The organism is Methylobacterium sp. PvR107 (genome assembly GCF_017833295.1).
Taxonomy (GTDB): Bacteria; Pseudomonadota; Alphaproteobacteria; order Rhizobiales; family Beijerinckiaceae; genus Methylobacterium.
Genome location: NZ_JAFIBW010000001.1, coordinates 5,756,226 through 5,779,886 on the forward strand (window position 1 = coordinate 5,756,226; position 23,661 = coordinate 5,779,886).

28 protein-coding genes are annotated in these 23,661 nt (G+C 71.6%); 16 read left to right on the forward strand and 12 right to left on the reverse strand.

Features of this window, described 5'->3' with window-relative positions; translation table 11 throughout:
• Window positions 1-101 precede the first annotated feature (101 nt).
• Window positions 102-1,628 (forward strand): MDR family MFS transporter, encoded by a 1,527-nt coding sequence (locus JOE48_RS27265; protein WP_210034503.1) that lies wholly within the window; start codon window positions 102-104, stop codon window positions 1,626-1,628.
• A 3-nt stretch (window positions 1,629-1,631) separates the two neighbouring features.
• Here JOE48_RS27265 and JOE48_RS27270 read toward each other — a convergent pair whose 3' ends face one another.
• Window positions 1,632-2,327: an HD domain-containing protein gene (locus JOE48_RS27270; protein ID WP_210034505.1), complete on the reverse strand. Its 696-nt coding sequence runs from the start codon at window positions 2,325-2,327 to the stop codon at window positions 1,632-1,634.
• Between the two features lie 117 nt (window positions 2,328-2,444).
• Between JOE48_RS27270 and JOE48_RS27275 the strand changes: the two genes are divergently transcribed.
• Together JOE48_RS27275 and JOE48_RS27280 are read left to right on the forward strand one after the other, a co-directional pair.
• On the forward strand, window positions 2,445-3,410 hold the full coding sequence (locus tag JOE48_RS27275; RefSeq protein WP_210034507.1) for a GlxA family transcriptional regulator: 966 nt from the start codon (window positions 2,445-2,447) through the stop codon (window positions 3,408-3,410).
• Window positions 3,411-3,617: 207 nt separating this feature from the next.
• Window positions 3,618-4,652, forward strand: coding sequence for a TerC family protein (locus JOE48_RS27280; RefSeq protein ID WP_210034509.1), 1,035 nt, complete (start codon window positions 3,618-3,620; stop codon window positions 4,650-4,652).
• 3 nt (window positions 4,653-4,655) lie between these two features.
• On the opposite strand, the gene JOE48_RS27285 is transcribed toward JOE48_RS27280, so the two are convergent.
• The 3 genes from JOE48_RS27285 to JOE48_RS27295 all read right to left on the reverse strand — a co-directional run bounded on the left by JOE48_RS27285 (window position 4,656) and on the right by JOE48_RS27295 (window position 6,573).
• Complete coding sequence (locus tag JOE48_RS27285) at window positions 4,656-5,411, reverse strand: N-acetylmuramoyl-L-alanine amidase (RefSeq protein WP_210034510.1); 756 nt, start codon at window positions 5,409-5,411, stop codon at window positions 4,656-4,658.
• Window positions 5,408-6,148, reverse strand: coding sequence for a TerB family tellurite resistance protein (locus JOE48_RS27290; protein WP_210034512.1), 741 nt, complete (start codon window positions 6,146-6,148; stop codon window positions 5,408-5,410). Before JOE48_RS27290 ends, JOE48_RS27285 begins: the two co-directional genes overlap by 4 nt.
• 155 nt (window positions 6,149-6,303) lie before the next feature.
• Window positions 6,304-6,573, reverse strand: coding sequence for a hypothetical protein (locus tag JOE48_RS27295; protein ID WP_007560631.1), 270 nt, complete (start codon window positions 6,571-6,573; stop codon window positions 6,304-6,306).
• A gap of 218 nt (window positions 6,574-6,791) precedes the next feature.
• On the opposite strand from JOE48_RS27295, the gene JOE48_RS27300 reads away from it, so the two are divergent.
• Together JOE48_RS27300 and JOE48_RS27305 are read left to right on the forward strand one after the other, a co-directional pair.
• Window positions 6,792-7,439, forward strand: coding sequence for an urease accessory protein UreE (locus tag JOE48_RS27300; protein WP_210034515.1), 648 nt, complete (start codon window positions 6,792-6,794; stop codon window positions 7,437-7,439).
• A gap of 366 nt (window positions 7,440-7,805) precedes the next feature.
• A complete protein-coding gene (locus JOE48_RS27305; RefSeq protein WP_210034517.1) occupies window positions 7,806-8,612 on the forward strand; it encodes an outer membrane protein in 807 nt (268 codons plus the stop codon).
• A 130-nt stretch (window positions 8,613-8,742) separates the two neighbouring features.
• On the opposite strand, the gene JOE48_RS27310 is transcribed toward JOE48_RS27305, so the two are convergent.
• Window positions 8,743-8,955, reverse strand: a complete 213-nt coding sequence (locus tag JOE48_RS27310; RefSeq protein ID WP_210034525.1) for a hypothetical protein — start codon at window positions 8,953-8,955, stop codon at window positions 8,743-8,745.
• Between the two features lie 517 nt (window positions 8,956-9,472).
• On the opposite strand from JOE48_RS27310, the gene JOE48_RS27315 reads away from it, so the two are divergent.
• Window positions 9,473-10,348, forward strand: coding sequence for an SDR family oxidoreductase (locus JOE48_RS27315; RefSeq protein WP_210034527.1), 876 nt, complete (start codon window positions 9,473-9,475; stop codon window positions 10,346-10,348).
• Window positions 10,349-10,415: 67 nt separating this feature from the next.
• Here JOE48_RS27315 and JOE48_RS31280 read toward each other — a convergent pair whose 3' ends face one another.
• Entirely contained in the window at window positions 10,416-10,598 is a 183-nt protein-coding gene (locus JOE48_RS31280; RefSeq protein WP_409518615.1) for a hypothetical protein, read from the reverse strand.
• Window positions 10,599-10,604: 6 nt separating this feature from the next.
• Window positions 10,605-11,024 (reverse strand): hypothetical protein, encoded by a 420-nt coding sequence (locus tag JOE48_RS27320; RefSeq protein ID WP_409518616.1) that lies wholly within the window; start codon window positions 11,022-11,024, stop codon window positions 10,605-10,607.
• A gap of 237 nt (window positions 11,025-11,261) precedes the next feature.
• Here JOE48_RS27320 and dusA point away from each other — a divergent pair, with 237 nt between their 5' ends.
• Entirely contained in the window at window positions 11,262-12,278 is a 1,017-nt protein-coding gene (dusA, locus tag JOE48_RS27325; protein WP_312893384.1) for a tRNA dihydrouridine(20/20a) synthase DusA, read from the forward strand.
• Between the two features lie 7 nt (window positions 12,279-12,285).
• On the opposite strand, the gene JOE48_RS27330 is transcribed toward dusA, so the two are convergent.
• The 3 genes from JOE48_RS27330 to cobS are packed head-to-tail and all read right to left on the reverse strand — an operon-like array spanning window position 12,286 to window position 14,064.
• Complete coding sequence (locus tag JOE48_RS27330; RefSeq protein ID WP_210034529.1) at window positions 12,286-12,978, reverse strand: TIGR02281 family clan AA aspartic protease; 693 nt, start codon at window positions 12,976-12,978, stop codon at window positions 12,286-12,288.
• The gene (locus JOE48_RS27335) at window positions 12,975-13,187 is read right to left on the reverse strand and encodes a DUF1289 domain-containing protein (protein ID WP_210034532.1); all 213 of its coding nucleotides are present in this window, start codon (window positions 13,185-13,187) and stop codon (window positions 12,975-12,977) included. Before JOE48_RS27335 ends, JOE48_RS27330 begins: the two co-directional genes overlap by 4 nt.
• A gap of 52 nt (window positions 13,188-13,239) precedes the next feature.
• The gene (gene cobS / locus JOE48_RS27340; RefSeq protein WP_210034540.1) at window positions 13,240-14,064 is read right to left on the reverse strand and encodes an adenosylcobinamide-GDP ribazoletransferase; all 825 of its coding nucleotides are present in this window, start codon (window positions 14,062-14,064) and stop codon (window positions 13,240-13,242) included.
• A gap of 118 nt (window positions 14,065-14,182) precedes the next feature.
• Between cobS and cobT the strand changes: the two genes are divergently transcribed.
• The 3 genes from cobT (at window position 14,183) to queC (ending at window position 16,503) form a co-directional block, all read left to right on the forward strand.
• Window positions 14,183-15,235, forward strand: coding sequence for a nicotinate-nucleotide--dimethylbenzimidazole phosphoribosyltransferase (gene cobT / locus JOE48_RS27345; RefSeq protein WP_409518617.1), 1,053 nt, complete (start codon window positions 14,183-14,185; stop codon window positions 15,233-15,235).
• Between the two features lie 202 nt (window positions 15,236-15,437).
• Window positions 15,438-15,794: a 6-carboxytetrahydropterin synthase QueD gene (gene queD, locus JOE48_RS27350; RefSeq protein ID WP_010686923.1), complete on the forward strand. Its 357-nt coding sequence runs from the start codon at window positions 15,438-15,440 to the stop codon at window positions 15,792-15,794.
• Complete coding sequence (queC, locus tag JOE48_RS27355; RefSeq protein ID WP_210034546.1) at window positions 15,784-16,503, forward strand: 7-cyano-7-deazaguanine synthase QueC; 720 nt, start codon at window positions 15,784-15,786, stop codon at window positions 16,501-16,503. The genes queD and queC overlap by 11 nt, the downstream gene beginning before the upstream one ends.
• Here queC and JOE48_RS27360 read toward each other — a convergent pair.
• Window positions 16,490-17,056, reverse strand: a complete 567-nt coding sequence (locus JOE48_RS27360) for a TetR/AcrR family transcriptional regulator (protein WP_210034547.1) — start codon at window positions 17,054-17,056, stop codon at window positions 16,490-16,492. The two genes, queC and JOE48_RS27360, sit on opposite strands and share 14 nt — an antisense overlap.
• 126 nt (window positions 17,057-17,182) lie before the next feature.
• Between JOE48_RS27360 and JOE48_RS27365 the strand changes: the two genes are divergently transcribed.
• The 6 genes from JOE48_RS27365 (at window position 17,183) to JOE48_RS27390 (ending at window position 22,637) form a co-directional block, all read left to right on the forward strand.
• Window positions 17,183-18,154 (forward strand): quinoprotein relay system zinc metallohydrolase 2, encoded by a 972-nt coding sequence (locus JOE48_RS27365; RefSeq protein WP_210034548.1) that lies wholly within the window; start codon window positions 17,183-17,185, stop codon window positions 18,152-18,154.
• 42 nt (window positions 18,155-18,196) lie between these two features.
• Window positions 18,197-19,036, forward strand: coding sequence for a quinoprotein dehydrogenase-associated SoxYZ-like carrier (locus tag JOE48_RS27370; RefSeq protein WP_210034549.1), 840 nt, complete (start codon window positions 18,197-18,199; stop codon window positions 19,034-19,036).
• Between the two features lie 2 nt (window positions 19,037-19,038).
• Window positions 19,039-19,635 (forward strand): rhodanese-like domain-containing protein, encoded by a 597-nt coding sequence (locus JOE48_RS27375; RefSeq protein ID WP_210034550.1) that lies wholly within the window; start codon window positions 19,039-19,041, stop codon window positions 19,633-19,635.
• Between the two features lie 111 nt (window positions 19,636-19,746).
• A complete protein-coding gene (gene panB / locus JOE48_RS27380; RefSeq protein ID WP_210034555.1) occupies window positions 19,747-20,565 on the forward strand; it encodes a 3-methyl-2-oxobutanoate hydroxymethyltransferase in 819 nt (272 codons plus the stop codon).
• Between the two features lie 116 nt (window positions 20,566-20,681).
• Window positions 20,682-20,927 (forward strand): DUF333 domain-containing protein, encoded by a 246-nt coding sequence (locus JOE48_RS30935; RefSeq protein ID WP_312893385.1) that lies wholly within the window; start codon window positions 20,682-20,684, stop codon window positions 20,925-20,927.
• Window positions 20,928-21,080: 153 nt separating this feature from the next.
• Complete coding sequence (locus tag JOE48_RS27390; RefSeq protein WP_210034557.1) at window positions 21,081-22,637, forward strand: serine hydrolase; 1,557 nt, start codon at window positions 21,081-21,083, stop codon at window positions 22,635-22,637.
• 9 nt (window positions 22,638-22,646) lie between these two features.
• Here JOE48_RS27390 and JOE48_RS27395 read toward each other — a convergent pair whose 3' ends face one another.
• Complete coding sequence (locus JOE48_RS27395) at window positions 22,647-23,642, reverse strand: NUDIX hydrolase (RefSeq protein ID WP_210034559.1); 996 nt, start codon at window positions 23,640-23,642, stop codon at window positions 22,647-22,649.
• Window positions 23,643-23,661: the final 19 nt, after the last annotated feature.

Genomic DNA, 23,661 nt, shown 5'->3' on the forward strand with positions numbered 1-23,661 from the left:
GATCGAGGACCATCGACGCATCCCTTCTCGCTTGCCGCCCAGCATCGCCCTCCATCCCGGAGGGCGGGCCGGGTCTGCGGCCCGGACAGAGGTAGACCCACGTGGGCAGCCCCATCGCCGTCACCGGGATCCCCGCGCAGCCGGCTGCCCCTGCCCCGCAGGACCGCCTCAGCCACAGCGAGATCCGCGCGATCGTGTTCGGGCTGATGACCGCGATGCTGCTCGCGGCCCTCGACCAGACGATCGTGGCGACCGCGATGCCGACCATCGGGCTCGATCTCGGCGACGCCGCGAACCTGCCCTGGATCGTCACCGCCTACCTGCTGGCCTCCACGGCGGTGACCCCGCTCTACGGCAAGCTCAGCGACATCCACGGAAGGCGGATCATGCTGCTGATCGCCATCGCGACCTTCGGGCTCGGGTCGCTCGCCTGTGCGCTTGCCCCCACGATGGTGACGCTGGCGCTCGCCCGAGGTCTCCAGGGGATCGGCGGCGGCGGGCTGATCGCGCTGTCGCAGACGATCCTGGCCGACATCATGTCGCCCAAGGAGCGGGCGCGCTACCAAGTGGTGATCGCGGGCGTGTTCGTGACGGCCTCGGTGGCGGGGCCGCTGCTCGGGGGCTTCTTCGCCCAGCACCTGCACTGGTCGCTGATCTTCTGGATCAATCTGCCGATCGGCGTCCTCGCCTTCGCGCTGACCAACGCCAACCTGAAGCGCCTGCCGCGCCACGATCGCCAGCACCGGCTCGACTGGCCCGGGGCCGCCCTGATGGTCACGGGCTCGATCGCCCTGCTGCTGGCCCTGAGCTGGGGCGGCGTGCGCTACCCGTGGAGTTCCGCGCCGGTCCTCGGCCTCCTCGCCCTGGCGGCTTGTCTGAGCGCCGGCTTCGCGGCGCGGCTCGCCACGGCGGCCGAGCCGCTGATCCCCATCGAGGTGCTGAAGAACCAAGTGGTCTACAGCGCGACGCTCGCCGCCTGCTTCGCCATGGGCACCTTCATCGGGCTCACGATCTACGTGCCGATCTTCCTCGAAGGGGTGATCGGATTGTCGGCGAGCGAGTCCGGCGTGGCGCTCGTGCCGCTGATGGTCGGCACCGTCACGGGCGCCACCCTGTCGGGCCGGTCGATGATCTATTTCCGGCACTACAAGCGCGTGCCGCTGGCGATGATGAGCGTCAGCCTCGCCTGCTGCGCCGTCATCGCGTGGCAGGGGCGGGCGCTGCCCTTCTGGCTGATGGAGCTGCTGTTCGCGCTGCTCTCCATGGGAATCGGGACGATCCTGCCGCTGTCCACCATCGCGATCCAGAACGCGGTGGCGCGGCACCAGCTCGGGATCGCCACGGCGTCGATGAACTTCTTCCGGTCCCTCGGCGGGGCGCTGATCGTGGCGGCCTTCGGCACGATCGTGCTCGGCGGCGCCGCCGATGGCGCAGGCGGGCACGACGTGGAGAGCCTGATCCGCGGCGCCGACCCGGCGCAGCTCGCCCTGACCTTCCGGTTCGTGTTCCTGGCCGCCTGCCTGGGACTCCTGCTGGCCTTCACGTTCCTGGCGCTCATGGAAGAGCGTGCCCTCGGCGAGCGCGGCTCGCCGAGGATGGACGGCGGGGGGTCGGACAAGCCGGCCTGAGGGTCACACCGGGCCTGCTCCGTCGCCGTGCTGGCCGCAGCCGCAGCCCGCCGCATGCGCGCCGCCGGGCCAGCGGGAGGCCCGGATCACGCTGCAGAAGTTGCCCTTGCGGAAGCCCGGCTCCTTGTCGGCGATCACGTCGGCCTTGACGTTGCCGAAGGTCGTGTCCGGCTTGTGCTTGATGCCGTCGTAGAAGGCCTGGATGATGTCCTCCTTGAAGTCCGGCGTGCGGGGAAAGGCGGAGACGACCGCCTCCCGCTCGGCATCGGAATACCGGGCGTAGGTCAGGCCCAGCACGTCCATCTCGACGCCGGCCGTGACCAGGGCGACCACCGGATGCATGTGGACCGGGATGCCCGGCGTGGTGTGGAGCGCGATGGCCGTCCAGACGGTGGTGACCTCCGCCTCGGGCACGCCGTGCGCCTTCAGGAAGTCGCGGGCGGCATTGGCTCCGTCGACCTCGAAGCGTTCCTCGGCGCTGCTGTGGTCGGGCATCAGGCCGAGGTCGTGGAACATGGCGCCCGCGTAGAGCAGCTCGCGGTCGAAGGTCAGGCCGCGGTGGACTCCGGCGAGCGCACCGAACTGATAGACCCGGCTCGAATGGTTGAAGAGCAGCTCGGTCTCGCTGTCGCGGACGAATTCGGTGATCGCCCGGGCGAGGGTGCTGTCGGGGATGGCGGCCTCGGAACGGATGCTCATGGAGGGATTCCTTTGCGCTGGCGGTCCCCATGAGCTACGTGGCCACCATCGTGGCATCAATCGCCGTGTCACGACGATTTCTGCCAACCTGCCGGCATCCCCGGCCACGGACTCCGCATGGCGCCCCGATCGATCGCCCTCCTCGCCCTGCCCGACGTCCAGCTCCTCGACGTGGCCGGTCCGCTCGACGTCTTTGCCGAGGCGAATGCGCAGAGCGGCCGTGACGCCTACAGCCTGTCGCTCATCGGGACGGAGCCGGGCCCGATCACGACCTCGTCGGGCCGGCGCCTGATCGCCGACCTCGTGGCCCCCTTCGAAGGCGGCGCAGCCTTCGACACGCTCCTCGTCGCCGGGGCGCCCCGGATCCACGAGGCCGCCCTTGCGGCCGATCTCCTCGCCTGGCTCGCCGACGCGGCGGCACGGAGCCGGCGCTACGGCTCGGTCTGCAGCGGCGCCTTCCTGCTCGGGCAGGCCGGTCTCCTCGACGGCCGGCGGGTGACGACGCATTGGGCCGTCGCGGAGATGCTGGCCGCGCGCTATCCCGGAGCGCGGATCGAGCCCGACGCGATCTGCCTGTTCGACGGGCCGCTCCGGACCGCCGCCGGCGTCACGGCGGGGCTCGACCTCGCCCTGGCGCTCGTGGAGGAGGATCTGGGTTCCGAGATCGCCCGCCGGGTGGCGGCCCAACTCGTCATGTTCTTCAAGCGCGGCGGCGGCCAGATGCAGTTCAGCCGCCGCGGCGTCAGCGCGCCCAGCGGCCGCTCGGCCCTGCAGGAGGTCCAGCGCTGGGTCGCCGCCCACCCGGCGGAGGACCATGGCGTCGAGCGGCTCGCCGCCAGGACCGGGATGAGCCCGCGCCATTTCGCCCGCGTGTTCCGCACCGAGACCGGCCTGACCCCGGCCGCCTATGTCGAGACCGTGCGGATCGAGGCGGTGCGCCGCCTCCTCGAGACCCGGGACATCGCCCTGAAGCAGGTCGCGGGCGCCTGCGGGTTCCGGGATGCCGACACGCTCCGGCGCGCCTTCACCCGGCGGGTCGGCACGAGTCCGGCCGAGTACCGGCGAAGGCACGCCCGCGGCTGACGCGCCCCGCGTTCCCGCCCCTCCGGACGCGATCGCCACCGGCGGCGCGGATGACGGGCTCCCCCGTCCGGGGGTCTGCCCTTGATTCGCCCGGTTCCCCCGCTTAACTCGCCCCTATCGGCTGCGGGCCCCTCTGGCGGACGCTGTTCAGCGTCCGTGATGTCGGAGCCGATGCTTTCCGTCCGGAATTAGCATCAGGTCCCGCATATGATGGATGTTCTCACCATCGCATGGCTCGGCAAGCCATTGTGGATGTGGCTCGGGTTCCACGTCCTGATCGCGTGCCTGCTCGCCTTCGACCTCGGGCTGCTGCACCGGGACAAGGAGCACGAGATCGGCGTCCGGGAGAGCCTGGCGCTCACCGGTTTCTATCTCGCCCTCGGCCTCGCCTTCGGCGGCTGGATCTGGTGGTATCTCGGGCCCCAGGCCGGCGAGGAATACGTCACCGGCCTCGTGGTCGAGAAGTCGCTGTCGATGGACAACGTCTTCGTCATCGCCATGATCCTGGCGGCCCTGGGCATCCCCCGTGCCGCCCAGCACCGGGTCCTGCTCTGGGGCATCCTGGCGGCGGTGGTGCTGCGCGGCCTGATGATCGGGCTCGGTGCCGCCCTGGTGCATCAGGTTCACTGGGTGCTGTCGCTGTTTGCCGCCTTCCTGATCTACGCGGGCCTGAAGATCCTGCTCTCCGGCGACGAGGAGGAAGGCGACTTCCAGAACAGCGCCGTCGTGCGCTGGTTCAAGACCACATTCCGGGTCACGCCCGACCTGCACGGCCAGCGCTTCACCGTACGCAAGACCGATCCGAAGACCGGCCGGGTCGCCCGATACTTCACCCCGCTGGCCCTGGCCCTGGTGCTGGTGAACGGCGCCGACGTGATCTTCGCGGTCGACAGCGTGCCGGCGATCTTCGCGATCACCACCGACACGTTCGTGGTCTACACCTCCAACATCTTCGCGATCCTGGGCCTGCGCGCCCTCTATTTCGCCCTCGCCGCGATGGTGGACCGGTTCGCCTACCTCAAGACCGCACTGGCCTTCATCCTGATGTTCATCGGCGCCAAGATCGTGGTCGCCGACACGTTCGAGCTCGTGACCGTGCCGCCCTGGGTTTCGCTGGTCGTGACCCTGACGCTGCTGGCCGCGGGCGTCGCCTACAGCCTGTGGCGGACGCGGTCCGACGCACCCGCCCAGGCCGTCCCGGAGCCCGGGCATCCGCACGAGGCCCGGGCCCACCGGGCCTGACGATCAGGCCGCCGGCAGGGCCGCGATCAGATCGCGCAGGGTGGTGATGGTCGAGGCGTCGGCCACGCCGTCCACCCGCGCCTGCCGGAAGTGGCGCTGGAATGCGGTGACGACCGCCCGCGTGCGCGCGTCGAACAGCCCGGTGACCGGCAGGTCGTAGCCGTAGAGGGCGAACATCGCCTGCAGCGCCTCCACGGGCTGGCCGGCATCGCCCTTGGCGAAGAAGCGGCCGTCCCGGATGGCGGCGGGCGGCACGCGATGGCCGATCCCCGCCGCGGCGAGGCGGTCCCACGGAAAGGTCTCGCCCGGATCCTCCTTCCGCTCCGGGGCGATATCGGAATGGGCGAGCACCCGCTCCGGCGGGATCGGCCAGCGGGACAGGACGTCCCGCGCCAGCGCGATCACCGCGGCGATCTGCGCGTCCGGGTAGGGCGGCAGCCCGCCGGCATGACCCGGATGGACGATCTCGATCCCGATCGCCCGAGAGTTGATGTCGGTCTCGCCCTTCCAGGACCCCGCGCCCGCATGCCAGGCCCGCCGGACCTCCGGCACCATCTGGACGATGCCGCCATCCTCGAACACGAGGTAATGGGCCGAGACCTCGCTCAGCGGGTCGCGCAGGCGCGCCAGGGCGGCGGCACCGCTCTCCATGCCGGTGTAGTGCAGGATCAGCATGTCGGGCCGGCCGGTCCGGCGCGCGCCGTGGTTCGGCGAGGGCGCGACGCGGCGGGCGAGGGGGCTGTCCGGGACGAGACTCACCGCAGCCCCCGCTCCTGTGCGATCCGGTCGTAGGCCGCGTTGATCGCGGCCAGACGCCGCGTGGCGATCGCCACGGCCTCGGCGGGCAGGCCGCGGGCCAGAGCCCGGTCGGGATGGTGCTCGGCGACGAGCGCCCGGTGGCGCGCCTTCAGGGTCGCGTCGTCGACCTCGCGGTCGAGCCCGAGCACGATATAGGGATCGTCCGGCAGGCGCACATGCCGGGCGGCGATGCGCTGGAACGCGGCCTCGTCGAAGCCGAAGATGCCCGACACGGCACGCAGGTAGCGCTCCTCCGCCTCGTGGAGCGCCCCGTCGGCGCCCGCGATCTGGAACAGGCCGTCGAGCACGTCCTCGAGCAGGGCGGGCTCGTCGCCGAAGGTCGTGGCGAGCTGGCGGGCGTAGGCCTCGAAGCCGTTGGTCGTCTTCTTGGCGAGGTCGAACAGGCGCTCGACGCCCGGACGCGCGGCCGGATCGACCTGCACGACGCGGCCGAAAGCCTCGACCTCGGACGGGAGCACGACGCCGTCGGACTTGGCCATCTTGGCGGCCAGCGCCACGAGGCCGGTGGTGAACACCACGTCCCGGGGCGTCCGGCCGAAAGGTGCGCCGACGCGGTCGAGCAGGAAGTGGCCGGCGACGCCGCCGACCAGCGCTCCGAGCGGACCGCCGATCGCCAGGCCGAGTCCGGCCCCGCCGATCTTGCCCCAGACGCCCGGAGCCCGGTCTCCCTGGCTCATGGACGGCGAGGCCCCGGTGCGACGGGGAGAGGTGGTGCAATCATCGTCGGCGGCGTGCGTCCGTCACCGGGGACGCGCCCGGCCGAGCGCCGGGATAGCCGCTCCTCAGGCGGCGCGGAAGGGCCGGGACGCGCCCGGCCCCCGGCGCGGCCGGCTCAGCGGCAGTAGATGTTGCCGTAGGCGTCGCGATAGGTGCCGTAGGGGCAGCGCGGCGCGGTCGAGGCGCCCACGATGGCGCCGCCGGCGCCACCGATCGCCGCGCCCGCGAGCGCGCCGCCGGCACGCCCCGTGGCGGCGGCGCCGATCGCCGCACCGGTGAGCGCGCCGAGGCCCGCACCGCCGAGCGCCCGGTCCTCCGGCGTGTTGCAGGCGCCCAGCGAGAGGGCGGCGATGGTGGCGAGGGCCGCGGCTGTCAGCTTCTTCATGGTCCCCAGAACTCCCTTGTGCATCCGGTCCGGCCGTTGGCCGTGATCGCGGCGGATCGCGCTGAGCTTAGCAGGAACGGAATGTCGACTATATGGCTAAGGTTCCATCGACAGCGTCCGGAGTTGCGCCGGGCTCGCCTCTCGCCCTATGCCTCGGCCCAGAGGCGGCGCCCGGCCGGGGGCCGCAGAGCCAAATCCGGCCTCTATCCGAGGGTCCCATGCCGACAGCCACCACGATCGTCCGCCGGGCCGCGGTGCGCGCCGACCGCATCGCCGACACGGTGAGCCTCGACCACGCCGCCCGGGAGGCCGTCGCGGGGTCGCTCGTTGCCGAGGGCGGCCTCGGCTTCGCGGTGGCGCTCACCAAGGCCGCGCCCCTCGAGGATGGCGACGCCCTGCGCCTCGACGACGGCCGGCTGGTCGCGGTGCGCGCCGCCGCGGAGGATCTTCTCGAGGTGCGCGCCGAGAACCCCGCCCGGCTGATGCGCTTGGCCTGGCAGCTCGGCGGCAGCCACGTGCCATCCGAGATCACCACCGACGTGCTCTACGTCCCGGCAACGCCTGCGACGGCCGAGCTGGTGCGCGGCCAGGGCTGCCACGCGAGCCCGGTCTCCCGCGCCTTCCGTCCCGAACGCGCGGCCCACGATCACAGCACCTGCGGCCACGATCACAGTCATGACCATCACGGGCATGATCACCACCATGCGGGCGATCATGGACACGATCATGGACACGATCACGCCCACGATCAGGATCACCGACACAGCCACCATGACCACGTCCACGAGCATGGGCACGAGCATGGGCACGATCATGGGCACGATCATGGGCACGTGCACGGCCCTGGCTGCAGCCACGACCACTAGAGAACGCTTGACCGGAGCCTGGACGCTCTGGCTTGAGGCGGCACGAAGACAGGTTCCGGCGCGGCGCCCGATCGAAGTCCGATCGGGCGCCGCTCCTTTTTTCCCGCCCGTCCCGTGCAGAGCGCGCGGCAGCGCCCCGCCGCATTCGCAGATTGCTTGCAAGGCTATATGCGCTGCAATCTGTCTCTTATCGTGCACATCCTCAGAAAAGTGCCAAATTTCTTGAATTGAAAGATTCAGAAATCTCTGATATTTCGAACATATTCAATCAATATACTTGATGTGTTCTGTTGCAATGCGGACACAGACGGTTGATCCGGATTGAGATACGTCGGCATCGGCATCGAATTCTCGGAACCGACCGACATGAAGAACATCCTCACATCCGCAACTGTCCTCGTCGCTCTGACGACGGCCGCATCGGCTGCAGATCTGCCCCGCCGCGCGCTCCCGCCGGCCCCGGTCCCGCTGCCGGTCTTCACCTGGACCGGGGCTTACTTCGGCATCAACGCCGGTTACATCACCTCAACCAAGGATGTCGCCGACACGGCGGGCGTGATCCGGACAAGCAGAGGCACGCCGCTTGGAACCTATTCGGCCGCAACGCCGCTGCAGCGGGACGGTTTCACCGGCGGCGGCCAGGTAGGCTACAATTACCAGTTCACGCCGGGATCCGGTTTCGTCGTCGGCGTTGAGGCCGATGCCGCCTATACGGATCTGCACGGTCGCAACAGCTTCAAGAGCAACCTCGCCGGAACCAACAGCTTCCGCCAGTCGGGCGACTACCTCGGGACCGTGCGCGGTCGCGTCGGCTATGCCTTCGATCGCACACTGGTCTACGCAACCGGCGGCTTCGCCTATGCGGGCCAGACGTACCGCGCCAGCCTCTTCCAGACGGACATTCAGCCGAACTACTACGGGAGCCGCGCGCGCACCGAGACCGGCTACGCGGTCGGCGGCGGCGTCGAGTATGCCCTGCCCACCGATTCCTTCCTGAACTTCTTCCGCTCCAGCGCGGTGACGGTGAAGGGCGAGGCGCTCTACTACGACCTCGGCAACCGCACGATCCCGGTCCTGCCGACCTACCGGAACATCAACGCCTTCGCGACGCGCTTCCAGAACGAGGGCGTGCTCGGCCGTGTGGGTGTGAACTACAAGTTCGGCAGCTACTGAGCGGCCCAGCCATGGCCTTCGGCTGAGCCTCCCCAGCCCGATCAGACTGGTCGCCCCGTCGAAGGCCGCCCCAGGACTCCGCTCCTGGGGCGTTTCGCGTTCATGGATCGGGCCTGTCGCGTCCGAAGGATCAGAGGCGCTTCGGCACGGGTCGCCGGCAATAGGCTCGGGCGTCCGCGGACGAGAGACCGTTCTGCGCGGCGACACATTGGTCGAGGCTCAACCCGATGCTGGCCGCGTAGGGCTCGTTGGGCGACAAGGCCTCGCGGGCGAGGTTTGCGAGATAGAACAGGAACGCCGCTGCTACGACGACCAGGGCGGCGGCGACGGCACGGTTCAGCATCGCGTCCGGCCCCCGGTGGAACGGACCGATCCGCGCCGGCCGCTCACGGAATCCCTCCGAGCAGGAGCGCGAGCACGAGGATCGCGAGACCGATCCCGATCAGCGCCGCAGGGGATCGGTCGAGCGCGGGCCGGCGCATGGCAGCGTCCCCGACCCGAATCAGGCATCGCGAACCGAAGCGGCATGCCGCGCGCGGCTCATTGCAGCAGCCCCCACAGGCCCGTGGCCAGGCCGAAGGCGAGCGAAAGCATCGCCGCGCCGAGCAGAGCGCGATCGATGACGCGGGCGGTTCGGTCCTCAGGTCGAATGTCGATCATTGGGGCGCCTCCTCTCCGCCAAGATTGACGAGCCCCTGTTGCTGACCTGTGTCGGTGCACAGCCCCTCTCTGTATTCCCGCATTCCAAACCAGATCCGGGCCTGTGATTCCCGAGACTCGATTGAACCGAAACGCGGGCACCGCTCCGGAACAGCCCGGACGCGGGGCGGTTGGACCGGCATTCCACCCGGAGACCACGCGTGACCACTGATCCGCTCCGCAAGTATCCCCGACCGCCCTTCGAGGCGCAGCCTCAGAGCTTCCCGGGCAAGACCGGCCGCATGGCGCCCGAGCCCGACCACGGCGAGGCGAGCTACACCGGCTCGGGCAAGCTCACCGGCAAGGCCGCGCTGATCACCGGCGGCGACAGCGGCATCGGCCGCGCCGTCGCCATCGCGTTCGCCCGGGAAGGGGCCGACATCGCCATCTCCTACCTGCCGGAGGAGCAGGCGGATGCCGAGGCGGTGGCCGGCTGGATCGAGAAGGCGGGCCGGCGCGCGCTGCTCCTGCCGGGCGACCTCAAGGACGCAGCCTACGGGCGCCAGATCGTCGCCCGGACGGTAGAGACGTTCGGGCGCCTCGACGTTCTGGTCAACAACGGTGCGTTCCAGCAGCCGAACGAAGACCTCGCCGCCATCGAGGATTCCCTCTTCGAGGACCATTTCCGCACCAACGTGTTCGGGCCGTTCTACGTCACCAAGGCGGCGCTGGCGCATCTCAAGCCCGGCGCCTCGGTGATCTTCACCTCCTCGGTGAACTCCAAGCACCCGATGCCGTCGCTCATGGCCTACAGCGCCACCAAGGGTGCGCTGAGCAACATGGTGCTGAGCCTCGCCCAGCTCCTCGCCGAGAAGGGCGTACGCGTGAACGGGGTGCTGCCGGGCCCGATCTGGACGCCGTTCATCCCGTCCGGGATGAGCCAGGATTCGGTGAAATCGTTCGGCAGCCAGGTTCCGTTCGGGCGCCCCGGCCAGCCGGCCGAGCTCGCCTCGGCCTACGTGATGCTGGCTTCCGAGGAGAGCAGCTACACGTCCGGCGCCCTGGTCACCGTCGCGGGTGCAATGCCGGTCTTCTGAGCGGCACCGGCCGCGAAACATCCTGCGACTTGGCGCACGATCGCCGCCAAGTCGCAGCATCCTCGCATCAAGCCGCGGGGCCATACCCCCATCGGGCGGGCGGACGCAGATCCTCGCGTCCGCCGGGTCCGATCAACGCTGCGCGCGGCGGGCGCAGCTCGATCTCGGTCCTTTCCGCCACGGAGACGATGCCGCGCGGCTGCGTCGCCACGACGCTGAGGCGGATCTCCTGGAGGCCCGAGGCGGGCAAGTCGAGCTAGGAGCGCCGCTGCGGCGGCAGCCGCGGGTCGGGCCCGCCGCTGCGTTGGGTCGCGGTGGCGAAGACGTCGCCGGCGATCAGGGGCCGGCGGACGTTGTTCTGCGCCGGGGCGACCACCATGCGGGTGGCCGGACGGATCTCGGCCCGGCGCACCTCCACAGGGTCGCCGCTCGACGCGCCGGCGTTGACGCGCTGCAGGCCGTCGCGGCGGATCGGGCTGAGGCCCTGGTCCTCCGCGTAGGGCCCGACCGCCACCGCGGCCGTGTGGCGCTTGCCGACGATCTCGATGATGTCGCCCTCAGGCGGGCCGAGTTCGGCCAACGACGCCTGGGGCAGGCGGGCAATGCCGCGGCCGCCGTCCTGGGGCCGCGCGTTGGCGACCTGCAGCGTGAGGGGCTGTCCGTCGGATTCCGCCATCCGGCTCGCCATCGGCAGGGCGCCGCGTCGCCCGTCCCGGCGCTGGGTATTCCTCCGCCGAACCGCGCCGCGGCGGCCCGCTACGGCGGAGCCGCGGCCAGCCGCGCCTTTTCGAGGATCCCCGTCCCGTGGTATCCGACCGACTTCCAACCCATTCGCCGGATACCGGGCGCGGCGCCCCTGGCAGCCCCGCCGTGTCGAAGCGCAGGGGCCACGGGACAGCACGGATCTGGGAACGTGACGGCGGCTGACGAACACGGCGCACTGGCGGGCTGGCGCTTCTCCGTCGCCCCGATGATGGACTGGACGGATCGCCATTGTCGGGCGTTCCACCGGACCCTGTCGGCGCGCGCACGGCTCTACACCGAGATGGTGACCACCGGCGCGGTGCTGCACGGCTCGCGCGAACGCCTGCTCGGCTTCTCGGACCCCGAACACCCGGTGGCGGTCCAGCTCGGCGGGTCGGACCCGGCGGAGCTGGCCCAGGCCGCCCGGATCGCCGCGGAGTTCGGCTACGACGAGGTCAACCTCAATGTCGGCTGCCCGTCGGACCGGGTGCAGGACGGTCGCTTCGGCGCCTGCCTGATGCGCGAGCCGGCCCTGGTCGGCGATTGCGTGGCGGCCATGAAGGCTGTCGTCTCCGTGCCCGTGACGGTGAAGTGCCGGATCGGCGTCGACGACCAGGATCCGGAGGCGGCCTTGGACGCGTTCGCCGACGCCGTGGTGGCGGCCGGCGTCGATGGCCTGATCGTCCATGCCCGCAAGGCCTGGTTGCAGGGTCTCTCGCCGAAGGAAAACCGCGACATACCGCCCCTCGATTACGGCCGGGCGGCGCGGCTGAAGCGGCGGCTCCCGGGCCTTCCGGTCTCGGTCAACGGTGGCCTGCGCGACCTCGATGCGGCGCGGGCGCAACTCGCCGCGGTCGACGGGGTGATGGTCGGCCGCGCCGCCTATACGGAGCCCGCCCTGCTCCTCGACGTCGATCCCGCGCTGTTCGGCGTACCCGCGCCGGCAGCCGACGCCTTCGCGGCGGTGGCGGCCTTCGAGCCCTATGTCGCGTCGGTCCTGGCCCGGGGCGAGCGCCTGCACGCGGTCACCCGCCACATGCTCGGGCTGTTCAACGGCCGGCCCGGGGCCCGGGCCTTCCGGCGCCATCTCTCGACCTACGGGATGCGCCCCGAAGCCGACCTCGCGACCCTCCGCGACGCGGTGGCGCTGGTCGCCCGCGCGGCCCCGGAGGCGCGGGCCGCCTGAACGAGGCTCAGGGCCGCCGAAGGATCAGGCGGTCGCCCCGGACCTCGTACCCCGACAGCCGCGACAGGAAGCTCTGGCCCAGAAGGTTCGCCGAGAGGGCGCCGGGCTTGGCCACCATGGCGTTCACCCGCCGCTCGGTGATCGTGCCGACCGTGAGCGCATCGAGCTGGATCGGCGCCGCGTAGGTGATGCCGTTGGCGGTGGAGACCCGGGCGGTGAATTCGGACGGCGCCGGCGTGAGGCCGAGGGCGGCGGCGTTCTCGGCGGTCAGCAGCACGCTGCTCGCCCCCGTGTCGAACAGGAACGGCTGGACCCGGCCGTTGACCTCGGCCTCCACCCGGAAATCGCCGTCCGCCCGCCGGGTGATGGTAACCGCGCCGTCCGCCCCGGAGGTCGCGGTCCCGGGCCGAAGCTCGCCGACCACCCGCGACGTGATCCCCTGGATCCGGTCGCGGTAGCTGTAGCCGATGACCAGCGCGAGGCCGATCAGCGTCCAGGCCAGGAGGGCCCGCAGGTTCGCGCCGAGCCGGGCGGTGAATTGCCGCCAGAACCCGGCCACCACCAGGATCAGGATCATACCCGTCCAGGCGAGGCTGGCGAGCTGGTCGGGCCCGATCACGCCGCCGACACTGTCGCTGCCGTCGCTGAGGACCAGGGCGACGAGGACGAGCGCGAGCGCGGCCAGCCCGAGATAGATCATGACGGCAGCGGCTCCTCCAGGGGCATGAGGCCGGCAACGCGCATCCGGGCTTCGAGCCCGGCCATGATGGTCCGCCGCTGCGCCTCCGACAGCGAGCCCCAGGCGCCGATCTCGTCGCGGGTCCGCCCGCAGCCGCAGCACAGCCCGGTCGGGGCGTCGAGCACGCAGACCTTGGTGCAGGGCGAGGAGGGCTTCTGGGCGGGCGACATCGGGAAACCTTGGCCGGGGGATCGTGGCCGGGTCATGACCGCGGGCGGACCGTCACGCCGCCACCGCCGCGACCAGAGCCACCAGGGCGGCGATCTCCGAGACCTGCTGGCAGGCGCCGATCACGTCCCCGGTCTGGCCGCCGATCCGGGCGCGCGCGAGCCTGACCACGGCCAGCGCCGCGAGGCCCGCGCACAGGATCATCAGCGCCACGCCGCCGAATGGCAGGCCGAGCGGCACCGCGAGGACCGCCAGCACCGCGCCGAGGCCGAGGGCGGTGGCCAGGCTCGCCCGGTCCGGACGGCCCACCGCGGCCGAGAGGCCACCCGGCCGGGCCGGCGGCAGCAGCACCATCGGGGCCAGGGCGGCGACCCGCGACAGGGCCGCGGCCAGGATCAGGCCGGTGGCGGCGGCGTAGCCGGTCCGGTCGAGGAGCGTCGCCAGGGCGCCGATCCGCAGCGCCAGCGCCAGGACCAGGGCCGCGCCGCCATAGGCGCCGATCCGGCTGTCGCGCATGATCTCCAGGCGGCGCTCCCGGGTCGTGCCGCCGCCGAAGCCGTCCGCGACGTCGGCGAGCCCGTCCTCGTGGAGCGCGCCGGTCGCCACCACCAGGACCGCGATGGCGAGCGTCGCGGCCAGGAACGGCCCGAGCCCGATCCGCCAGCCGGCCGCGAGGACCAGGGCGGCCGGCAGCGCGAGGATCAGGCCGGCCAGCGGCAGCATCCGGGGCAGGGTGGTGAAGTCGGGGCTCCGATGCGGGTCCGGCTCGCCGGGCAGTTGCGGCACCGGCAGGCGGGAGTAGAAGCGCAGGCACCCGGCGAGGTCGTAGAGGGCGCCGCGCCCGGGCCAGTCGGCTTCCCCGCCGGTCTGCCTGTCCATCGCGGTCTCTCGCTTCCGCCCGCAATTGCGCCCCGGTGGAGCGAGCTGGTCCAGTATAGTCGCCCCGATCCGGCTTCGTCTCCCCGTCCGGGGGCGCCCACAGGAAATCATCGCCGCCATGTCCGACCCGGTGACCGACCCGATGACTGCTCCCGAACCCGGCCCCTTCGACGACATCCGCAACCTGCTGAGGGCCATGCCCGGCCCGGACCGGGACGCGCAGGCCGACGTCGCGGCCCGGGACGCCGTCCTGACCAAGCCCGCGGGCTCGCTCGGGCGCCTGGAGAGCCTCGTGTCCTGGCTGGCGGCCTGGCAGGGCAAGGCACCGCCGAGCTTCGACCGGCCGCTGGTCTGCGTCTTCGCCGGCAGCCACGGGGTCACGCGCCGCGGCGTCTCGGCCTTCCCGGACGCGGTCAACCGGCAGATGCTCGACAATTTCGCGGCCGGCGGCGGGGCGATCAACCAGATCTGCGCGGCCTACGGGCTCGGCTTCAAGGTGTTCGACCTCGCCCTCGACATGCCGACCGGCGACATCACGGAAGCGCCCGCCCTCGACGAGCGCGCCACGGTCGCCACCATGGCGTTCGGCATGGAGGCGGTGGCCGCCGGCACCGACTGCCTCGGCATCGGCGAGATGGGCATCGGCAACACCACGGTGGCGGCCGCCCTCTACGCCGCTTTGTTCGGCGGCGACCCCGCCCATTGGGTCGGGCGCGGCACCGGCGTGGACCGGGACGGGCTCGGCCGGAAGGTCGCCGCCGTGGAGGCGGCACTCGCCCACCATGCCGGGCATCTCGACGACCCGCTCCAGGTGCTGGCGCGCCTCGGCGGCCGGGAGATCGCCGCCATGGCGGGGGCGATCCTGGCGGCCCGGCTGCAGCGCATCCCGGTGGTGATCGACGGCTACGTGGCCACCGCGGCGGCAGCCGTGCTGCATGCCGCCGACCCGGGCGCCCTCGACCATTGCCTGGCCGGCCATGTCTCGGCGGAGGGGGTCCACGCGGAGGTGCTGGAGCGGCTAGGCCTCGTGCCACTGCTGGCCCTCGGCATGCGGCTCGGCGAGGCCTCGGGCGCCGGCATGGCCATGGGCCTGCTCAAGGGCGCGCTCGCCTGCCACACCGGCATGGCGACCTTCGCGCAGGCGGGGGTTTCCGAGAAGGCATCCGGCTAAGCGGGCGCCGCGTGCGGATTTCGGCTATGCGTTGTGATCAGGGAGACTTCCGGCCGGCACGACTTGCCCCCTCTCCCGTGCGGGAGAGGGTCGGGGTGAGGGATCGGGATTCTCCGGAGAGGTCACACCCCTCACCCTGTCCCTTTCCCTGTGGGAGAGGGGACCAGCGCCCTTCCGGCGACCGGCCAACGATCGAAACGACATGAAGATTACGCAAGCCTTCACCTTCGAGGCGGCCCACCGGCTGCCGAACGTGCCCGAGACCCACCGCTGCCACCGGATGCACGGGCATTCCTACCGGGTCGAGCTGACCGTCGCCGGGCCCGTCGATCCCCACACCGGCTGGGTGATCGACTTCTACGACATCGAGTCGATCTTCGGCCCGCTGCTGGCGCGGCTCGACCACCATTGCCTCAACGAGATCGAGGGGCTGGAGAACCCGACCGCCGAGAACATCGCGGCCTGGATCTGGCATCGGTTGCGGCCGGACCTGCCGGGGCTGGCCCGCGTGCGGGTGGCCGAGACCCCGATGTCGTGGGCGGAGTACGATGGCGAATGACCCTGTCGGTCCCGGTGACCGCGCCGCGCTGGTGCTGTTCTCCGGCGGCCAGGATTCGGCCACCTGCCTGGCCTGGGCGCTCGAAAGGTTCGACCACGTCGAAACCCTGGGGTTCGATTACGGCCAGCGCCACCGGGTCGAACTCGACCGGCGCGCCGCCCTGCGGGACGGGCTGACGCGCATCGTCCCCGCCTGGGCGACCCGGCTCGGCGAGGACCATACGCTGCCCCTCGACGCCCTCGGGCAGGTCTCCGAGACGGCGCTGACCCGGGAGGCCGCGATCGGCTACGAGGCCTCGGGCCTGCCCAACACCTTCGTGCCCGGCCGCAACATCGTGTTCCTGACCTTCGCGGCGGCGCTCGCCTACCGGCGGGGCCTGCGCCACGTGGTCGGCGGCATGTGCGAGACCGACTATTCCGGCTATCCCGATTGCCGCGACGACACGATCAAGGCGCTGCAGGTCGCGCTCAACCTCGGCATGGAGCGCCGATTCGTGCTGCACACGCCGCTGATGTGGCTCGACAAGGCGCAGACCTGGGGCCTCGCCGAGACCCTTGGCGGGCGGGCGCTGGTCGACCTGATCGTCGAAGAGAGCCACACCTGCTACCTCGGCGTGCGCGGGGAGCGGCATTCCTGGGGCTACGGCTGCGGCACCTGCCCGGCCTGCCGGCTGCGGGCGGACGGCTACGCGCGCTTCACCGCGGCCTGAGGCCCTCGACCAGCACGGCCAGCGTCCCCTCGAAGGAGGCCGGGCTCGCGAACAGGCGCTCCATCAGCAGCGCCCCCTCCAGGGTGGCGACGACGTAGCGGGCGAGGACCGCGGCCTCCGCGCCGTCGCGGACGGTTCCGTCGGCCTGCCCCTCCCGCAGGATCGCCTCCAGCCAGGCGAGATGCCCCTCGAAGAAGGTCGCGATGTCCCGGCGCAGGCGCTCGGGCAGGGCCTCGCCCTCGATGGCCAGTGCGGCGCAGAGGCAGCCGAGCCCCTGCTCGACGCCGCCGAGATACAGCCGCCCGTAGGCCGCGAGCCGGCCTGGCCCATCCGGCACCTCGGCATGGATCGCCTCGAGGGCGGCGGCGTAGCGGGCCGCGTAGGCCACCACCAGGGCGGCCCCGAGATCGACCTTGGTGGGAAAATGGTGGTGGATGCTGGCCTTGCGGATCCCCACCGCCTCGGCGAGGTCGGCGTAGCTGAACCCGGCATAGCCGCGCCCCCGGACCAGGGTCTCGGCCTGAATCAGCAATTCGGCGCGGGTATCCCTCATCGCGGCCCTCGCATCTCCGGCTCACACCAACGTGCGCCCCGCCGGCTCCTCGTCACCTGTCTGCCACTTGACGGCGAAAAGATCTACCTACTTAATGGTAGACAACAAGAACAGGGAGGGTTCGGCATGACGGCATCCGCCGTCCATCCGCGGGAGTCGTTCGGCGTGGGGCGCACCCTGTCGCGGCGGCATGCCCTGTTCGCCGGCCTGTGCCTGTGCTGTCTGCCGAGCCTCGGCCGGGCCGCGGACTCGTTCACGATGGAGGAGGTCGGCCCCGGCCTGTTCGTGCGCAAGGGCCTGATCGCCGACGCCACCCCCGACAACGCCGACGCCATCGCCAATATCGGCTTCCTCATCGGCCGGGACGGCGTGCTGGTCACGGAATCCGGCGGCAGCCTCGCCGACGGCCAGTGGCTGCGCGCCGAGATCGTCGAGCGCACGCAGAAGCCGATCACCCACGTTGTCCTGACCCATGTCCACCCGGACCACGTCTTCGGGGCAGGGGCATTCGTTCAGGACAAGCCGGTCTTCATCGGCCATGCCAAGCTCACCGAGGCGCTCTCCGCCCGGGGCGAATTTTACCGCAAGCGCCTGATCGACCTTCTGGGCGAGGACCGGACCGGGCCGGTGGTCTACCCGACGATGACGGTCGCCGACGGGGCCGAGATCGATCTCGGCGACCGCCGGCTGACCTTCACGGCCCATGGGCCGGCGCACACCACCTCGGACCTGTCGATGCTGGATTCCGGCAGCGGCCTGCTCTTCCCCGCCGACCTGCTGTTCGTGAACCGGATCCCGTCGCTCGACGGCAGCCTCAGGGGCTGGCTGAAGGAAGCCGAGCGGCTGAAGGGCATGGGCGCCACCCGCGCCGTGCCGGGCCACGGCCCGGTGACGGTCGATCTCGGCCCGGCGCTCGCCGATCTCACCGGCTACCTGACGGACCTGCGCGACGGCACCCGCGCGGCGATCGCCAAGGACGTGCCGATCGAGAAGGCGGTCGCGACCGTCGCTTCGGACCAGAAGGACAAGTGGGCCCTGTTCGACACCTATAACGGCCGCAACGTCACCGTGGCCTATCAGGAACTCGAGTGGGAATAGGTTTTCAAGATCCCCATATCTGAATTCATCGGGAGGCACGCCATGACCCTCAGGATCGGAAAAACGCTCTCCAGCCTCGCCCTCGGCGTCGCCCTCGCGACGACCGCCCTGTCGGGACCGCTCGCCCTCTCGGCCCGGGCCGCCGGCGCCTCCGACACCGATCAGGAGCGGGCGGCCCGCTGGCAGGAGATCGCCAAGTCGATCTTCGGCGACCGCCCGATCGCCCAGACCGACAGCCTCGTGAAGATCGAGGCCCCCGGCAGGGCGCTCGACGCAGCCCTGGTGCCGATCACCCTGACCATGCCGCAGGCCGGGCAGGTCAAGGCGGTCTCGCTGATCATCGACGACAACCCGGCGCCTTACGCCGCCAAGTTCGAATTCGGCCCGGCCGCGGACCCGGCGGAGCTGAAGCTGCGCGTGCGGGTCAACAACTACACGGACATGCACGCCGTGGTGGAGACCCAGGACGGCAAGCTCTACGAGGCCAAGCAGTTCGTGAAGGCGTCCGGCGGCTGCTCGGCCCCGATGGGCATGAGCGACGAAGAGGCCATGAAGGGCATGGGCGACATGCGCATGAAGTTCGCCGACACCCAGCCCGGCAAGCCCGTGGAGGCGACCCTGATGGTCCGCCACCCGAACTTCTCCGGCATGCAGATGAACCAGGTCACCCGCGAGTACACGCCGGCGCGCTACATCGACAGGCTGACCGTCTCGGCCGGCGACCGGAAGGTCTTCACCATGACGGGCGACATCTCGATCGCCTCGAATCCGGTGATCAACTTCGCGTTCAAGCCGGACGGCAAGCCGATCCAGGTGGCGGCCTCCGACAACCAGGGCGGCCGCTGGCAGCACAGCTTCAACCCGCCCGGCCCGACGAACTGAGCATGCGGCGCCTCGTCCTGACCGGCCGGATCGCGGCGGCCTGCGCCGCGCTCCTCTGCCTCGCCGCCGCACCGGCCGATTCCCCGGTCAACGTGCCCGAGCCGGACGGGCTCTATGCGGGCCCGCCGAAAGGCTACACGCCGCCGACCCTCAAGGGCGCCCAGGTGGTCGACGCCGACGCGCTGGCCACCCTGATGGCGGGACCGGACAAGCCGGTGCTGATCGACGTCGCGGCGCCGGACCGCAAACCGTCGAACTTCCCCGAAGGCCGGCTCTGGCTGCCGGTGCATCCCTCGATTCCCGGCGCCATCTGGATGCCGGAGGCCGGGGCCGAGCCCCTGGCGCCGGCGCGCGAGGCGCAGTTCTACGCCCGGGTCGCGGAGCTGACCGGCGGCGACAGGGCCAAGCCCGTGGTGGTGTTCTGCCACGTGGAGTGCTGGGGCAGCTGGAACGCCGCCAAGCGCCTCGTGCGGACGGGCTATACCGGGGTGCGCTGGTTCCCCGAGGGCGTGGAGGGCTGGCAGGAGAAGCACGAGACCGCCAACCTGCGCGTCGATCCGGCCTGGACGGCGGCGAGCGAGCCGCAGGCGGGGCGCTGACCGGACGCCTCCGGCGGTGTAAGAGTAGGGCCGCGTGAGACTCCGCGAGCGCGGCCCGTCCCTCCGAGATAAGGCGACGGCCCCGTGCCGGCGCCGGAAGAGGTGTGAACCATGTCGCAGGTCGTGCAATCCCGCCGGCTCCGGGCGATCGATATCGGCAAGCGCAAGGCCGAGGGGCGCAAGATCACCGCGCTCACCGCCTACCACGCGCACACGGCCGGCATCGTCGATGCCTATTGCGACTTCATCCTCGTCGGCGATTCCCTCGGCATGGTGATGCACGGGATGGAATCGACCATCCCCGTGACCCTGGAGATGATGATCCTCCAGGCGCAGGCGGTGATCCGCGGCACGTCGAAGGCCCTGGTCGTGGTCGACATGCCGTTCGGCTCCTACGAGGCGAGCCGCGAGCAGGCCTTCCTCAACGCCTCCCGGGTGCTGAAGGAGACCGGTGCCGGCGCGATCAAGATGGAGGGCGGCGCCCATTTCGCCGAGACGGTGGCGTTCCTGGTCCAGCGCGGCGTGCCGGTGATGGGCCATATCGGCCTGACCCCGCAGGCGGTGAACACGATGGGCGGATTCAAGGTGCAGGGCCGGGCGCCCGACGACGAGCGCCGCCTCATGGAGGATGCCAGGGCGATCTCCGAGGCCGGCGCCTTCGCGATCGTGCTGGAGGGGATCGTCGAGCCGGTGGCGCGGGCGATCGCCACCTCGCCCCGGGTCACGGCCGCCACGATCGGCATCGGCGCCTCGGCGGTCTGCGACGGGCAGATCCTGGTGCTGGAGGACATGCTCGGCCTGTCCGAGCGCACGCCGAAATTCGTCCGCCAGTTCGGGAGCCTGCGGAGCCACATCGAAGAGGCCGTCAAGGCCTATACCGAGGAGGTCCGGGCCGGGCGGTTCCCGGCCGACGACCACACCTACGGATAGGGCAGGGCCTTCGACCCGGCCGGCGAGCCGCCGCGGATTCCTGCACGGACCGCGCCGGCCCCGTTCAGCCGGGGCGGCGTATCGGTCGGCCGGTCCTGCCATCGGGAGTGCGCGCCGTGAGGCTTGTCATCGCGTTCGCGGTCTGCGCCGCCCTCGCCGGACCGGGACCGGCCCTCGCGCTTGGGAACCCGGCCTCTGTCTTCTGCGCGACCATGGACGGTCAATCGATCCTCGCGAAGCTGCCCGATGGCGGCACGATCGGGCTCTGCTCCCTGCCGGGCCGGAAGATCGTCGAGGAATGGACGCTGTACCGGATGCTCCACGGCGTGAAGCCGACACCCGACGCCAACCCGTTCCGATAGACGGGCCGGCGCGGTTCTCGGACAGTCTTCGGCCGCCTCTCGGCGGGCCGGCACGCGCATGCGAGGCGCGCGCCCCTGCCGGCGTGATTGATTTCGCCGGCCCGAGGATGCCACTCTCGTCCTCCGAGCTCTCTCAGGCGGGATCGACGACTCATGCAGCGGGCTCGATCGCGCCGTCGCCTCGTCCGCGCGTGCCTCGTCCTCGGCCTGATCGCGGCCGGGCCCGGAGCGGGATCCGCCGGGACGATCACGCGGGCGCAGGTCGAGGCGCAGTTGCCGGCGCTGAAGGCACTGGCGCGGCAAGCCGTCGACGCGGGCGCTGTGCCGGGCCTCGCGGTCGCGGTCGTCCTCGGCGGCGAGACGCTCCTCCTAGAGGGATTCGGCCTCAGGCAGGCCGGGAAGCCCGAGACGGTCGACCCCGACACGGTCTTCCAGATCGCCTCCCTGTCCAAGCCCGTCACCGCGACGATCGTGGCGGCCCTGGTGGGCGACGGGGTGGTCGCCTGGGACTCGCGCGTCGCGGATCTCGATCCCGCCTTCCAGCTGAGCGAGCCCTATCCGACCGCGCAGGTCACGGTGCGCGACTTCCTCAACCATCGCAGCGGGCTGCCGGGGACCGCAGGCGATGACCTGGAGGCGATCGGCTTCGGCCGCGACGCGATCCTGCGCCAGCTCCGTCTCGTCCCGCCCGCCTCCAGCTTCCGCGCCGGCTACGCCTACAGCAATTTCGGCTTCACCGAGGGCGCGGTCGCCGCCGCGAGGCCGACCGGCCAGCCCTGGGAAGCCGTGGCCCGGGACCGGTTGTTCCGGCCCCTCGGGATGACCGCCACCGGCACGACCCACGCGGCGTTCCTGAGCCGGACCAACCGCGCGGCGCTCCATGTCCGGGCCGGCGGCGTCTGGACCGCCAAGGTCGAGCGGAACCCCGACGCCCAGGCCCCGGCCGGCGGCGTCAGCGGCCCTGTCCGCGATCTCGCGCGGTGGCTGCGGCTCGTGATCGGCAACGGCCGCTTCGAGGGCGCGCAACGCGTCGCGGCGGCTGCCCTGGCGCAGACGCACGTCCCGCTCATGGCCCGCGGCCGCAACCCCGTGACCGGCGGCGCGTCCTTCTACGGCCTCGGCTGGAACGTCGAGTACGGCCGCCACGGCCTCGTCTGGGGCCACGCGGGCGCCTTCAGCGTCGGGGCGCAGACGCTCGTCGCGATCCATCCGGAGGCCGGTCTCGGGATCCTCGTGCTGACCAACGCCTTCCCGTCCGGCGTGCCGGAAGGGCTGGCCGACAGCTTCGCCGATCTCGTCTTCGACGGCCGCGTCGGCCGGGACTGGGCGAAGGCCTGGGGCGCGGCCTACGAGGGCCTGTTCGCGCCGGGCATCGCCGCCGACAAGGCGGCCTACGGGACGCCGCCGGCCCAGGCTTCCGCGCCCCTGGCGCTCTCGGCCTACGCCGGGCGCTACGCCAACACCTATGTCGGCGAGGCCGTGGTGGCGGAGGCGGACGGCACCCTGACATTGACGGTCGGCCCCGCGGGCGCGCGCCGCTACCCCCTCCGGCACTTCGACCGCGACCTCTTCCTGAGCTTCCCGGACGCGGAGGCGCCCGACCGGCCCTCCGCCATCCGCTTCGCCATCGGCCATGACGGCCGGGCCGCCGCCCTGACGGTGGACGCCCTCAACGGGAGCGGACTCGGCACCCTGCCGCGACGCGACTGATCCCGGCCGTCACCCCACCCGCCGCGACGGCAGCCGCAGGCCCGGGGCCGGGCGCTCCAGCAGCACCTCGCGGCGGAAGCGCACCAGCCGCGCCGGCCGGCCGGCAGCGCCGCTGGTGACGCTCTCGGTCTCCTCGACCAGCCCCTGCTGGGCCACGAGGCGGCGGAAATTCTGCTTGTGCAGCTGCGTGCCCGAGAGCGCCTCGACGGTGCGCTGGAGCTGGAGCAGGGTGAATTCCGGCGGCATCAGCTCGAACACCACCGGGCGATACTTGATCTTGCCGCGCAGGCGCCCGATCGCGGTGGCCAGGACCCGGCGGTGGTCGAAGGCCATGGGCACGCCGGTCGGGTCATTCGGCACGGCCGGGCCGGGATTGCCCCGTGCCTCCGGGATCAGCCCGGCCTCGAACAGCAGCTCGTAGCGCTCCAGCACCCGCTCCTCGTTCCAGGTGCCGCCGTTCATGCCGAAAGTCAGGCCGAGCCGGTCGAGGCGGCGGGTCCGGGTGGCGCAATCCTCGGGCTCGGCCGCCCAGGCGGCGAGCCGCGCCTCGATGGCGTCGAGCTGGCGCGGGCGCCCCTGCCGGAAATCCTCGTAGGGGAGATAGCGGTACCAGTTCTGCCACGCCGCCTCGGCGATGCCGGCCGGCCGCTCCTCGCGGACGAGGGCCAGATACGCCACCGACAGGGAATGCACCTCCGACATGTCGGCGGTCCCGGAGCGGTCGCGGTCGCCGAAGGTGTAGAGCTGCTCGACATATCCGAGGCGCTGGTGCGTCTGCCGCTCCACCCAGGCGCGCAGGCCCCGCTCCAGGGTGGCGTGCTCGGGGACGAGGGGGCCGGCCGGCAGGCCGTCACCGCGGCCGGACGCCTGATCGGGCACCCGGATCGTCAGGGCGCGCGGTTCCCCCTTGGTCGCGGCGACGATCACCGCGACGAGGCCTACGGAGGAGCGCTCCAGCGGGGCCTGCGCCCCGCGCGCACCCGTCTGCGTCGCGGCAACATTCATCGTCCCTCGAACGCCTCTC

What these genes read in the sequence shown, in the direction of transcription:
- JOE48_RS27270 (WP_210034505.1), bottom strand. Translation starts at nt 2,327, where the DNA reads ATGAGCATCCGTTCCGAGGCCGCCATCCCCGACAGCACCCTCGCCCGG.
- JOE48_RS27275 (WP_210034507.1), top strand. Translation starts at nt 2,445, where the DNA reads ATGGCGCCCCGATCGATCGCCCTCCTCGCCCTGCCCGACGTCCAGCTC.
- JOE48_RS27280 (WP_210034509.1), top strand. Translation starts at nt 3,618, where the DNA reads ATGATGGATGTTCTCACCATCGCATGGCTCGGCAAGCCATTGTGGATG.
- JOE48_RS27290 (WP_210034512.1), bottom strand. Translation starts at nt 6,148, where the DNA reads ATGAGCCAGGGAGACCGGGCTCCGGGCGTCTGGGGCAAGATCGGCGGG.
- JOE48_RS27295 (WP_007560631.1), bottom strand. Translation starts at nt 6,573, where the DNA reads ATGAAGAAGCTGACAGCCGCGGCCCTCGCCACCATCGCCGCCCTCTCG.
- JOE48_RS27300 (WP_210034515.1), top strand. Translation starts at nt 6,792, where the DNA reads ATGCCGACAGCCACCACGATCGTCCGCCGGGCCGCGGTGCGCGCCGAC.
- JOE48_RS27305 (WP_210034517.1), top strand. Translation starts at nt 7,806, where the DNA reads ATGAAGAACATCCTCACATCCGCAACTGTCCTCGTCGCTCTGACGACG.
- JOE48_RS27310 (WP_210034525.1), bottom strand. Translation starts at nt 8,955, where the DNA reads ATGCTGAACCGTGCCGTCGCCGCCGCCCTGGTCGTCGTAGCAGCGGCG.
- JOE48_RS27320 (WP_409518616.1), bottom strand. Translation starts at nt 11,024, where the DNA reads ATGGCGGAATCCGACGGACAGCCCCTCACGCTGCAGGTCGCCAACGCG.
- JOE48_RS27330 (WP_210034529.1), bottom strand. Translation starts at nt 12,978, where the DNA reads ATGATCTATCTCGGGCTGGCCGCGCTCGCGCTCGTCCTCGTCGCCCTG.
- JOE48_RS27335 (WP_210034532.1), bottom strand. Translation starts at nt 13,187, where the DNA reads ATGTCGCCCGCCCAGAAGCCCTCCTCGCCCTGCACCAAGGTCTGCGTG.
- cobS (WP_210034540.1), bottom strand. Translation starts at nt 14,064, where the DNA reads ATGGACAGGCAGACCGGCGGGGAAGCCGACTGGCCCGGGCGCGGCGCC.
- cobT (WP_409518617.1), top strand. Translation starts at nt 14,183, where the DNA reads ATGTCCGACCCGGTGACCGACCCGATGACTGCTCCCGAACCCGGCCCC.
- queD (WP_010686923.1), top strand. Translation starts at nt 15,438, where the DNA reads ATGAAGATTACGCAAGCCTTCACCTTCGAGGCGGCCCACCGGCTGCCG.
- queC (WP_210034546.1), top strand. Translation starts at nt 15,784, where the DNA reads ATGGCGAATGACCCTGTCGGTCCCGGTGACCGCGCCGCGCTGGTGCTG.
- JOE48_RS27360 (WP_210034547.1), bottom strand. Translation starts at nt 17,056, where the DNA reads ATGAGGGATACCCGCGCCGAATTGCTGATTCAGGCCGAGACCCTGGTC.
- JOE48_RS27365 (WP_210034548.1), top strand. Translation starts at nt 17,183, where the DNA reads ATGACGGCATCCGCCGTCCATCCGCGGGAGTCGTTCGGCGTGGGGCGC.
- JOE48_RS27370 (WP_210034549.1), top strand. Translation starts at nt 18,197, where the DNA reads ATGACCCTCAGGATCGGAAAAACGCTCTCCAGCCTCGCCCTCGGCGTC.
- JOE48_RS27375 (WP_210034550.1), top strand. Translation starts at nt 19,039, where the DNA reads ATGCGGCGCCTCGTCCTGACCGGCCGGATCGCGGCGGCCTGCGCCGCG.
- panB (WP_210034555.1), top strand. Translation starts at nt 19,747, where the DNA reads ATGTCGCAGGTCGTGCAATCCCGCCGGCTCCGGGCGATCGATATCGGC.
- JOE48_RS27390 (WP_210034557.1), top strand. Translation starts at nt 21,081, where the DNA reads ATGCAGCGGGCTCGATCGCGCCGTCGCCTCGTCCGCGCGTGCCTCGTC.
- JOE48_RS27395 (WP_210034559.1), bottom strand. Translation starts at nt 23,642, where the DNA reads ATGAATGTTGCCGCGACGCAGACGGGTGCGCGCGGGGCGCAGGCCCCG.